The following is an 11,581-nucleotide window of genomic DNA, read 5'->3' as shown; positions in this document are numbered from 1 at the left end:
GATTCAGGCTCGGAAGGTCCAGGCCCCGACGTCCTACCGCCCTACCCTCTGGCCGATCAAACGCTCGAACAGCAGCGCCACGATGATGATCGTGCCGATGGCGGACCCCTGCCAGAAGGGCGAGACCCCCATCAGGTTGAGCCCGTTTCGGATCATCACCATGATCAGGACACCGATCAGGGTGCCGATGATCGAGCCGCGCCCGCCGAACAGGCTGGCGCCGCCGATCACCACGGCGGCAATGGCGTCGAGCTCCATGGCGTTGCCCATCAGGGGATCGGCGGAGAGGAGCTGCGCGATCGAGAAGGTGATGGCCACGGCCGAAAGAGCGCCGGAGATCACATAAGGCAGCACGGAATAGAAAAGCACGCTGAGCCCGGCCGCCCGCGCCGCCTCCTTGTTGGAGCCGATCGCATAGATGGTGCGGCCGCCCTTGGTATAGGTCAGGTAGGCCCAGGCCAGGATGTAGAGCACGGCCAGGAACAGCACATTGGTGGGTATGCCGAGCACATCGGTATAGACGATCGACTGCATGCTGTCGGGTATGCTGGCGATCGCCGTCTGACCGGAGAGAATGTAGGCGAGGCTGCGCCCTATCGCCATCACGCCGAGGGTCACGACGAAGGCAGCCAGACCGAAATAGGCGATGAGGATGCCGGAGACCAGGCCGATGCCGCCGCCGCAGAGGACGGCGAGCAGGATGGCGACCGGTACGGGATAGTTCTGCACCGCAAGGCCCAGGATGATGCCGGTGACGCCGGCCACCGAGCCGACCGAGAGATCGATGCCGCCCGTCAGGATGACGAAGGTCATGCCTACGGAGACGATGCCGACCACCACGGACTGGTCGAGGATATTGAAGATGTTCGAGCGCGTGAGGAAATAGGGCGAGAGCAGTGACAGGCAGACGGCAAGCAGGATCGCGAGGCCGATCATGCGGAACTCGAGTCGCCGGGTCAGCCAGGCGAATCGGTTGCGCACGGGTTCTGAGGTGGTGCTGTCGGTCATCGGACGATCTTTCTAAAGCGTGGCCGCGAGGTCATCGACTTGGGCCCGCACCACGGCGGGCTCGGGCGGTGCGACATGGCCGGGGAGGGTCAGGCCTACCCAGCCCAGATCATGCCCTCGCGGGCTGACGAGCGGCAGCAGCATCGTGGCGCGCGAACCGTCGTTCTCGGGCACGAAGATCCCGTCGCGCCGATGAAGGGCGCCGGCGATGCGGGTCGCCGCGAAGGGTTTCACCTCGCCCACCGAGAAGCCGGGATCCGCCGAAGCGTCGGCCGCCACGAGGTTGAGGCAGATCAGCCTGTCATTGTCGATCAGTGCCCAGAAGCCCGCGCCGCCGCATTGCTGCGTGAGGCCGCGCAGGATCTCGGTATTGCGCGCCATCGAGGTGCGGGGAGCGGCGAGCAGGGTCAGCTTTTCCTCGTCCAGCAGGTCTGCCGGCAGATCGGCGACACTGAGGCCGTCGCTGACGACGACGATGCGGTTGGAGAGGCCCAGCAGTTCCTCGAAATCGGAGGATACCACCACGACGGCCACGCCCTTGGACGCGATGTCGCGCAGGATGGCGTAGATGGAGGCACGGGTTCCGATGTCGACGCCCTTGGTCGGCTCGTCGAGGATGAGCACGCGCGGCTCCAGCAGCAGCCAGCGCGCGATGATGATCTTCTGCTGCATGCCGCCGGAGAAGTTCAGCATGTTGGCGTCGAGCAGGCGATCCGCCGGCAGGCCGAGGCTGCGCAGCAGGGCATCCACCGCCTTTTCCCGGCTGCGATAGCCGAGCCCGAAGCCTTTGTGGGCACCCAGATGCGCAAGGAGCAGGTTCTCCTTCACCGAGAGATCCGGCACGATGTTCTGGGAGCGCCGGTCCTCCGCGACGAAGCCGATGCCGGCGCGCACCGACTCCGCCGGCTTGCGCGGATCGATCGGCTTGCCGTCGAGCAGCAGAGTGCCTGCAGTGCGCGGTCTCAGGCCGAAGATCGCCTCCACCGTCTCGGAACGACCGGCACCGACGAGGCCGCCGAGACCGAGGATTTCACCCCGTCTCACGGAAAAGGAAACGTCCCGCACGAGGGGCGGTGTCGCGATGTTGCGCGCCTCGAAGACGACCGGCGCATCCTTGCGGGCTGCCGTCTCCTCGCGCGAATAGATCGCCCCGACATCCTGGCCGACCATGTAGCGGATGAGATCGGCCTGGCTCAGCGAAGCCGTCGGAAGGGAAGAGGCCACCGTGCGTCCCTCACGCATGATGGTGACCCTGTCGGTGATCGCGAAGACCTCCTCCAGCCGGTGCGAGACGAAGACGAGGCCGCGCCCGTCGTCCCGCAGCCTCGTCATGATGTCGAACAGGCGCTCGACCTCGCTGGGACTGAGCGAGGATGTCGGTTCGTCGAAGATGATCAGCTTGGCATTGACGCCGAGAGCCTTGGCGATCTCGACGAGCTGGCGCTGGGCCGCCGAGAGCCGGCGAACCTCGATGTCGAGCGGCAGCGCCTCGCCCTGCCCCAGCACAGAGAGAAGCTCGGCGCCGCGGCGGTGCAGGTCGGCATAGGAGAGGCGGCCCGGCCGCCCGAGCTCGGGCAGGAAGATGTTCTCCGCCACCGACAGGTCGGGAACGAGGCTGGTCTCCTGCATGACGATGGCGATGCCGATGTCGAGGGCGTCACGCGTGGACCGCAGGCGGACAGGGCGCCCGCGATAGACGACCTCCCCCGCATCGGGCCGCACGTGGCCGGAAATCACCTTCGACAAAGTGGACTTGCCGGCGCCATTGGCGCCGAGCAGGCCGTGAACCTCCCCAGCCAGCAGCTCGAAGCTCGCCCCCGCGAGGGCACGGGTACGATCGAACGTCTTGGCGACGCCCGCGGCAGTCAGCAAAGGCTCGGCGGATGCAGGCAAGGAAGACTCCTCCGTGGAGTGGCGGTCTTCGACCGCCATTCTTGTACCGTTGCGCGGCTTGAAAGGAAGGTGGCGGCCGGAGACCGCCACTCCACCATTTCGCCCCTCAACCCATTTCGTTGGCGAAGACGGTTTCCTTCACCGTGGGCAGTTCCTTCTCGATATTCTCGCTGGTGACCACCAGGATCGGCACGGAGACCTCCTTCTCGACCTTGCCGCCGGTCAGCGCCGCCACCAGCGCCTCTCCGGACTTCTGGCCCATGAGATAGGGCTGCTGCATGCCGGAGGCGACGATCTGCTTGGTCTTGAGAAGATCGACGAATTCCGGAATGCCGTCGAACGCCGCGACCAGGATGTCGTCACTGCGCCGGGCGGCCTTGATGGCACGCAGTGCGCCGATGGCCGGCTGGTCAGTCTGCACGAACAGGCCCCGCAGGTCGGGATTGGCCGTGAGCATGTCCTGCGTGAACTTGAAGGTCTCGTCCGCCGTGTAGGACTGCATCTGCTGGAGGCCTGCCTCCTTGCCGGTCCAGCCGCCGGCCTTGAGGCCGTCGCGGAAACCCTTCGTGCGGGCCTGGCCGTTCTTGCGCGCCTGCGAGATGGTGATGAGGCCGACCGACCCGCTCTCCCAACCCTTCGCCTTGAGCGCCGCGGCCAGCGCCTCGCCCACGCCCTTAGCTCCTTCGTAGTTGTTGGAGATGATGAAGGAGGCGTAGTCGCCGCTGTTGGTGCCGATATCGCCGATCACCACTGGAATGCCGGCGCGGCCGGCCAGCGTGAGCACACTGGGTGCCGTGGAGGAATCCGTCGGCGAGATCACGATGCCGGCGACCCCCTTGGCGATGGCATCCTGCGCGTTCTGCAGCTGGGTCTGCGGGCTGTTGTGGGAATCCAGGGCCTGGAAGCCGTAGCCCTTGGCCTTGGCAACGGATTCGACGCCCTTAGACAGGTAGCGCCAGAACGGCAGGTCGAGGCCCGGCGTCAGGTAGACGATCTCCTTGGCCGCCGCGCGCGATGACTGGACGCCGAAGGCACCGGTGCCGGCGAGCGCCGCGCCGGCCGTAAGCTGCAGGAACGTTCTTCTCTTCATTCTTTCCTCCCATTCCGCTCATCGGCGGTTCCTGGTTGATTTCCCATCCCTCTGCGGGGATTCCCGACGGGAAGTGAACCTTCCTCTATCCGTCCGCGCCCGCCGCCTCCTCCTCGAGGATCGAGCGGGTCGTGGCATAGATGCGATCGAGATGAATGCCGAAGGCCGCGACCACGGCCTCCGCGTCATGGGCCCGAAGGCCGGCCAGGATCGCGGCATGGTCCTGGCAGCTCAGGGCGATGGCCCCAGGCCGCGACACGGCCTTGCGGCGATGCGGCATGGCATAGAGATAGAGGTCGATGACGAAATCGGCGAGCAGGTCGTTGCCGCAAGAGCGGTAGATCGCGACGTGGAACTCGCGGTCGCAGATCAAGAAGCGCACGGGGTCTCCGACGGACTCGCGCTGGGCCTCCAGAGAAGCCTCCAGCATGGCCAGCGTGGCGTCGTCGATCCGGCGGGCGGCATCCGCGACAACCGGCTGCTCCACGAGGAGCCGGGCCGCCTGGATAGCTTCGATGTCGTAGCTGTTGATGATCCTCGGCTCATGCATGCCGAGTACGACCGGACCGACATCCGCGCTCAGGACGCGCGTGCGCGTGCCATGCGAAATGCCGATGATGCCGCGCCCGGCCAGGAGCTGCATGGCCCCGCGCACCGTCTCGCGGCTGACCTGAAGCGCAACGGCCAGGTGGCGCTCGCTGGGCAGGGTGTCGGAAACCTGGAGAATTCCGGCCGCGATGAGCGAGGCGATCTTGTCGGCGACGAGTTCGCGCACATTGCGCCGAACGACGCCATGGCGCAGTTCAGGCACGCGTTCGAACACCGAAAAGGCACTCTGCACGGACATGCGGCGAAGTTTGCAATCTGATCAACTGGCCCAACCAGCAGACCAGTTAGGGCAAGATTTGTCTGACCTGTCAAGGGACCCGGCGATCCCTATTTGGGTGATGCCTCACCGAGATAGAACGCCTTGACATCGCCGCGCGATGCAAGCTCCGCCGCCGGCCCGGACATGGCGACCCGGCCGGTTTCGAGCACGTAGCCGACATCGGCGTATTTCAGCGCGAGATTGGCGTTCTGCTCGGCGATCAGGAAGCTGACGCCGCTGTCGCGATTGAGCGTGCGGATGATCTCGAAGATCTCCTGCACCACGATCGGCGCCAGTCCCATGGACGGCTCGTCGAGCAGCATGAGGCGCGGCCGTGTCATCAACGCGCGGCCGATCGCGGTCATCTGCTGCTCGCCGCCGGACGTCAGTCCGGCCTTGGTTCGGCGCTTCAGCTTGAGGCGCGGGAACCAGGCATAGATCCGCTCGATATCCTCCGCTAGCTGGCGACGTCCCGGCCGGCGCAGGAAGGCGCCGGACAGAAGGTTCTCCTCCACGGTGAGCTGCTGGAAGCAATGCCTGCCCTCCAGCACCTGCACCACGCCCTTGCCCACGAGCGCGGACGGCGACAGCCGGCTCACCGCCTCGCCCCGCCAGGTGATGGTGCCGCGGCTCACCGCGCCGCGCTCGGGCCCGAGCAGGTTCGAGATGGCCTTGAGGGTGGTGGATTTGCCCGCGCCGTTCGCCCCGAGAAGGGCCACGACCTGTCCTTCCTCGACGGTCAGCGAGACATCGCGCACCGCCAGGATGGCCTGGCCGTAATGCACCTCGATGCCTGCGACTGCGAGGAAGGGAGCCGTTTGCGGAAGGGAGGATGGAGCGCTCATGGGACAGATCCTTCGAGGGGACGTTGGAAGCAGCCTCGCCTTCCCCGTCAGGCGGGGAAGGCTCGACGTCATACCTGCCGTCCCGGTGTCAGTTCGTCTGCGTCGCCGGGGTGATGCCCTTCTCCTGCGCGTAGGCGGCCGCCTTTGCGCGGATGGTGTCGGCAAAGAGCGAGGCGTCCGCCTTGATCCAGTCGGTCAGCGTGTTCCACTTGGAGCCGTCCCACTGGATGATCTTGGCGGCGATGGTCTCGCCCTTGTGGTTGTCGGGCGAAGTCTTCAACGGGGAGATCAGGCCCTGCGCCCCCAACTCGGCGATGCGCTTGTCGTCGATGTTCAGATTCTCCAGGGCCCAGCGGCCTTCCTCGGCCGTCAGCGGACGATTGCCGAACTTCTTGTGCCCGACACGCAGCGCCTCGACGAAGGTGATCGCCTCGATCACCCCGTAATTGTAGTAGACCGTGCCGAATTTGCTCTTGTCCTTGAGGTCGCTCTTGCCGGCATCGACGATCTTCTCCTTCAGGGTCTTCAGGATGCCGTAGTCGGTTCCGGGCGGGAATACCGAGACGGCGAGATAGCCCTTGGCGACGCCGCCCGCCGGACGGGCGTCATCTTCCGAGCCGCTCCAGATATCGCCGATGATGTGGTCGGCGGGGAAGCCGACGCGGGCGGCCGTCTTGATCGCCACCGGGGTCATCACGCCCCAGCCGCGCAGGAACACCCAGTCGGCGCCGGCACTGCGGATCTGCTGCCACTGCGCCTGTTGCTGTTCGCCGGGATGGGGAACCGGGATCTGGATATCGGTGAAGCCGTATTTCTTGGAGAGGATGCCGAGTGGCTCGATGGTGTCGCGGCCATAGCCGGAGTCGTGATAGAGCGTGGCGATCTTCAGGCCCTTGAGCTTGTCATATCCGCCCGCCTTCTGGGCGATGAAATCCACGATGATCTGGGCCTCGCTCCAGTAGTCGAAGACCAGCGGATATTGATAGGGGAACACGCGCCCGTCGGTGGCGATGTTCTGCCCGCCGCCGGGAGAGACGATCGGCACCTTGTCGACGCGCGCCTTGTCGGTCAGCGCCACATCGAGACCGGAGGAGTGCGGATAGATCGCGGCTGTCAAGGCACCGTCATAGCCGTTCTTGTAGCGCTCGTAGCATTCGATGCCGCGTTCGATCTCATAGGCCGTCTCGCATTCCTGGATGAGGATCTTCACGCCGTCGACCCCGCCCTCCACCTCGTTGATATAGGTGAGGTAGTCGCGGTTGCCGGCGCCGAAGGGAATGAACGAGGGCGCATAGGGGCCGGTGCGGTAGGTGAAGAGCGGGTAAAGCTGCTCGCCCTTGTGGTCCTGGGCGAGGGCCGGGGCCGAGGCGGAAAGCCCGGCCAGGCCGATCCCGGCGGCAAGCGCCAGGGCCTTTATGAGGGTGGAAGGCATGAGGTTCGTCTCCGTTGCTGCTTGGCTTGCTTGGATTTGAAGAGGGATTCCGGGCATGGTTCGCCCGTCCGCGGGCACGGCCCACGGGTCAGGTCGGCTTTTCGGGAAGCGGGATCAGGCCCGCGCGGCACGGCGGCGGAAGAGCACCTGCCGCAGCCGAACGATGAGATGGCTGAGGCCGTCAGGCTCCTTGATCAGAAGCAGGATGATGATCGCGCCGAAGATGATGTGCTGGATATTGGACAGCGCTCCCTGGTCCGCGAGGAAGCCGAGACCGGTAAAGGGGGCGATGCGGTCGAGCGCTATCGGCATCAGCACGATAAAGGCGGCGCCGAGGAAGTTGCCCCAGATCGTCGCGGTGCCGCCGATCAGCACGATGAACAGCACCTGGAAGGACTTGTCGAGATCGAAGGTGTGCGCATCCGAGGTGCCGAGATAGCCGAAGGACCAGAGCGCACCGGCAATGCCGCAGACGAAGGAGCTGATCCCATAGGCGAGCAGCTTGCGGCTGGGGACATGGATGCCGATCACCGCCGCCGCGGTGTCCATGTCACGTATCGCCATCCATTCGCGGCCGACGCGGCTGCGCACGACGGCAAAGGCGAAGGCAACCAGCACGGCCGCGGTGCCGGCCACGAAGAGATAGCGGCCCGTGGCGGATGAAAGATCGTGGCCGAAGATCTCCAGGCGCGGAGCGGAGATCGTCAGCGACTGGCTGCCGTTCGAAAACCAGTTGTAGTTGGTGAACAGCCACTCGAAGAAGAACTGGGCACCCAGAGTCGAGGCGCCGAGGTAGAACCCCTTGATGCGAAGGCTCGGCAGTCCGAACACCACGCCGGCGGCGGCGGCGATCAGGCCGGCCAGGACAAGCACGGCCGGCAGCGGCAGCGCGGGAACGCGCAGCAGGAGATTGTAGCTGGCGAAGGCACCGACCGACATGAACGCCGCGGTGCCGAGGGAAACGAGGCCCGTATAGCCCATGAGCAGATTGAGGCCGATGCCGGCCACGCCCATGACGATGGTCGGGATGATAATGGAAGAGAGCCAATAGTCGCTGGCGAAGAGGGGCACGACGCCGAAGGCGACGGCAAGCCCGACGGCGATGGCGAGCAGGCGCGGACTGAAGCTGCCGCCTCGCGCCAGCACGGCACCCTCGGAGCGCTGGGAAACGAACGACATCGGCTAGACCCTTTCGATGGCGCGATCGCCGAACAGCCCTGCCGGACGGATGAGCAGGAAAGCGACGGCGAGGATGTAGGCGAACCAGGTGGAAACGCTGCCCTGCACGAGCGGGCCGATATAGATGTCGGCGAGCGCCTCGGTTGCGCCGACCAGGAGCCCGCCGACGATCGCACCGGGCACGGAGGAAAAGCCGCCGATGATCAGCACCGGCAGGGCCTTCAGCGTCACCAGCGAGAGCGAGAACTGCACGCCCTGGCGCGCACCCCACACGAGGCCCGCCACCAGCGCCACGATGCCCGCCACGCTCCACACGATGCGCCAGATCACGGGCAGGCGGATGCCGATGGACTGCGCGGCCAGCGTGTCGTCGGCGACAGCCCTGAGCGAGATACCCATTCTGGTGCGGTCGAACAGGATGGAGAGCAGCACCACGATGGCAAGAGCGCTGCCGGAGGCGAAAAGGTCGAACTGGCTGATGGAGAGGCCGCCGATGGCAAGAGGGATGTCGTCGATGCCGAGGTCGAGCATGTGGACGTCGGATCCCATCAGGAGCTGGGCAAGCCCCTCGATCACGAAGCTCAGGCCGAGCGTGGCCATGAACAGGGTCAACGCATCGCGGTTGACGAGGGGGCGCAGCACCAGCCGCTCGATCAGCACGGCTCCGAAGATCATCACCAGCACGGTGGCGGCGAGCGCGAGCCAGAAGGAGATATCGTGCTCGACCAGGGTCACGAAGGTGAGCGAGGCGAAGAGCAGCATGGCGCCCTGCGCGAAGTTGAACACGCCCGATGCCTTGTAGATCAGCACGAAGCCGATGGCGACGAGCGAATACATCACGCCCGCTAGCAATCCGCTGATCAGTGTTTCGAGGAAGAAGCTCATGGACAGCCTCAGTGAACCGTGCCGAGATAGGCGGCGATGACGTCGGGATTGGTGCGGACCTCGTCGGGCGGCCCGTCGCCGACCTTGCGGCCATAGTCGAGCACGACGACATGATGGGCGAGGCCCATGACGATGCCGACATCGTGCTCGATCAGCACGATGGTCGTGCGCAGTTTGGCGTTCACCTCGGCGATGAGCCGGCTCATTTCCTGCTTCTCGTCCTGGTTCATGCCGGCCATCGGCTCGTCGAGCAGCAGGAGCTTGGGTTGCGCCACCAGCGCCCGGGCGAGATCCACCCGCTTTTGCAGGCCATAGGACAGCGTCGACACGACGCTGCCCGCATGGCGCTCCAGGTCCAGAAAGGCGAGGATCTCGCGGGCACGCGCCTCAAAGCTTCGGCGTTCGGCAGTATCGCGGCCAACCCGGAAGATGTTCTCCAGGAAGGTCGCGCGGCCATGACGGGCGAGGCCAGCCAGGACGTTTTCGAGCACGGTTAGCCGGTCGAACAGGGCGTTGTGCTGGAAGGTGCGCCCGATGCCGAGATGCGCCGCCTTGTAGGGGTGGATCGCCTCGAAGCGCGTGCCGTCGAAGACGACATCGCCATCATTGGCGCGATAGACGCCGTTGATCACGTTCAGCAGCGAACTCTTGCCGGCGCCGTTCGGCCCGATCAGCGCACAGATCTCGCCTTCGGCTACATCGAAACTGAGGCGATTCAACGCGCTGATGCCCTTGAAGGACAGCGAGACATCGTGGAGCTGGAGCAGCGGCGCCGGCATTGGTTCTACCGGCCCGTGGCGAGGCGGGAGACACCGGCCTCGCGTTCGGCCGCCTCGCGGCGCTTCACAGCCTCGATGTCGCGATAGGCATTGGCGGGATGGTTATGCGGCAGATAGGGTCCTTCGCCGAAGAGCTTTTCACGCAGCGTGCCAGGCTTGTAGGCGGTGGGGTAGGCCTCGCGACGCTGGAGTTCGGGAACGAGGTAGCCGACGGCATCCTCGAAGCTCTCCGGGGTTACGGCATAGGCCAGGTTGAAGCCATCGACATCGGTCTCCTCCGCCCATTCCTGGAGAATATCGGCAACCGTCGAGGCGGAACCGACGAAGACCGGTCCGAGGCCGCCGATGCCGCCCCAGCGTGCCAGTTCCTCCATGGTCCAGGTCTTGTCCTCGCCGGCGAAATGTTCGACCACCGAGATGATGGCATTCGTCTCCACCTTCCTGATCGGATCGGTGGGGGCATATTGCCCGAAATCGATCCCGCTCCAGCCGGAGAGGAACACCAGCGATCCGTCATAGGAAACGTAAGACTGGTAGTCCTTGAACTTGGCCTGTGCCTTGGCGTCGGTCTCGTCCACGATGACGGTGGTGAGGTTGTAGATGAAGATCTTGCGGGGATCGCGGCCGGCTGCGGCGGCCTGGCGACGGATATCGGCCACATAGGCCTTCAGCAGCGACTTGGTCGGTGCGGCCACGAAGACGCATTCGGCGTGGGCGGCGGCAAAGGCCTTGCCCGGCCCCGAGGCGCCGGCCTGGTAGAGCACCGGGGTGCGCTGCGGCGAGGGCTCGGTGAGCTGGTAGCCCGGCACCTCGAAATACTTGCCCTGGTGGCCGATCTCATGGACCTTGGAGGGATCGGTGAAGATGCGGCGCTCGCGATCGCGCAGCACCGCTCCTTCCTCCCACGAGCCCTCCAGCAGCTTGTAGAGGACCTCCACATATTCGGAAGCGACCTCGTAGCGGTTGTTGTGCTGGCGGAGGCCGCCCTGGCTGACGTTCTTGGCACCGCTTTCGAGATAGGACGTGACGATGTTCCATCCCACGCGGCCCTTGGTGTGGTGGTCGGCGGTCGCGAGACGGCGGGCGAACGTGTAGGGGTGCTCGAATGAGGTCGAGGCGGTGATGCCGATGCCCAGATGCTCGGTCGCGAGCGCGATCGGGGCGGCAAGCTGCAGCGGATCGTTGACGGGAATCTGCGCGGCCTGATGAATGGCGTGATGGTTGGAGCCCTTGTACACGTCGTAATAGCCCACGACGTCGGCGATGAAGATGCCGTCGAAGATACCGCGCTCCAGGGTGCGTGCCAGATCCTGCCAGTAGTCGAGATCCTTGTACTTCCAGGATTTGTCGCGGGGATGAGCCCACAGGCCCGGCGACTGGTGCCCGACGCAGTTCATGTCGAAGGCATTGAAACGAATCTGGCGGGCCATTCCCGATCTCCAAACTGTAAATGATGAGCGGCGCGCCCACGGGGTGGCCGCGCTGAATGCACCCATGAAAACTTGCCCGATTTTAAATGTCTAGTATTTTTATATAAAATATATAGAAAATGGACTGAAGGAGGCCGACGAGGCTCCTCGCCGAACCATGGGCTCGAGCGAA

10 protein-coding genes are annotated in these 11,581 nt (G+C 65.1%); all 10 read right to left on the bottom strand.

The annotated features are described in order from the left end of the window. Positions 1-33: 33 nt before the first annotated feature. Positions 34-1,008 carry an ABC transporter permease gene (locus AC6H34_RS12990; protein ID WP_448149568.1) on the bottom strand — a complete coding sequence of 325 codons (975 nt, stop codon included), beginning with the start codon at positions 1,006-1,008 and terminating at the stop codon, positions 34-36. Between the two features lie 12 nt (positions 1,009-1,020). Then, positions 1,021-2,901: a sugar ABC transporter ATP-binding protein gene (locus AC6H34_RS12985; RefSeq protein WP_448149569.1), complete on the bottom strand. Its 1,881-nt coding sequence runs from the start codon at positions 2,899-2,901 to the stop codon at positions 1,021-1,023. A gap of 106 nt (positions 2,902-3,007) precedes the next feature. Then, positions 3,008-3,991, bottom strand: coding sequence for a substrate-binding domain-containing protein (locus AC6H34_RS12980; protein WP_497539070.1), 984 nt, complete (start codon positions 3,989-3,991; stop codon positions 3,008-3,010). Between the two features lie 85 nt (positions 3,992-4,076). Next, positions 4,077-4,838 carry a FadR/GntR family transcriptional regulator gene (locus AC6H34_RS12975; protein ID WP_448149571.1) on the bottom strand — a complete coding sequence of 254 codons (762 nt, stop codon included), beginning with the start codon at positions 4,836-4,838 and terminating at the stop codon, positions 4,077-4,079. A gap of 89 nt (positions 4,839-4,927) precedes the next feature. Continuing rightward, complete coding sequence (locus tag AC6H34_RS12970; protein WP_448149572.1) at positions 4,928-5,704, bottom strand: ABC transporter ATP-binding protein; 777 nt, start codon at positions 5,702-5,704, stop codon at positions 4,928-4,930. An 88-nt stretch (positions 5,705-5,792) separates the two neighbouring features. Next, complete coding sequence (locus AC6H34_RS12965) at positions 5,793-7,136, bottom strand: ABC transporter substrate-binding protein (RefSeq protein ID WP_497539069.1); 1,344 nt, start codon at positions 7,134-7,136, stop codon at positions 5,793-5,795. A gap of 114 nt (positions 7,137-7,250) precedes the next feature. Then, positions 7,251-8,315 (bottom strand): branched-chain amino acid ABC transporter permease, encoded by a 1,065-nt coding sequence (locus AC6H34_RS12960; RefSeq protein WP_448149574.1) that lies wholly within the window; start codon positions 8,313-8,315, stop codon positions 7,251-7,253. A 3-nt stretch (positions 8,316-8,318) separates the two neighbouring features. Further along, entirely contained in the window at positions 8,319-9,200 is an 882-nt protein-coding gene (locus tag AC6H34_RS12955; RefSeq protein ID WP_448149575.1) for a branched-chain amino acid ABC transporter permease, read from the bottom strand. An 8-nt stretch (positions 9,201-9,208) separates the two neighbouring features. Further along, positions 9,209-9,979 carry an ABC transporter ATP-binding protein gene (locus tag AC6H34_RS12950; protein ID WP_448149576.1) on the bottom strand — a complete coding sequence of 257 codons (771 nt, stop codon included), beginning with the start codon at positions 9,977-9,979 and terminating at the stop codon, positions 9,209-9,211. A gap of 5 nt (positions 9,980-9,984) precedes the next feature. After that, a complete protein-coding gene (locus AC6H34_RS12945) occupies positions 9,985-11,409 on the bottom strand; it encodes an LLM class flavin-dependent oxidoreductase (protein WP_448149577.1) in 1,425 nt (474 codons plus the stop codon). Between the last annotated feature and the right edge of the window lie 172 nt (positions 11,410-11,581).

It is taken from the genome of Labrys sp. ALF-8 (assembly GCF_059699065.1).
Note: the sequence above shows the minus strand (reverse complement) of the source record. Positions and strands in the feature narration are given on the sequence as shown.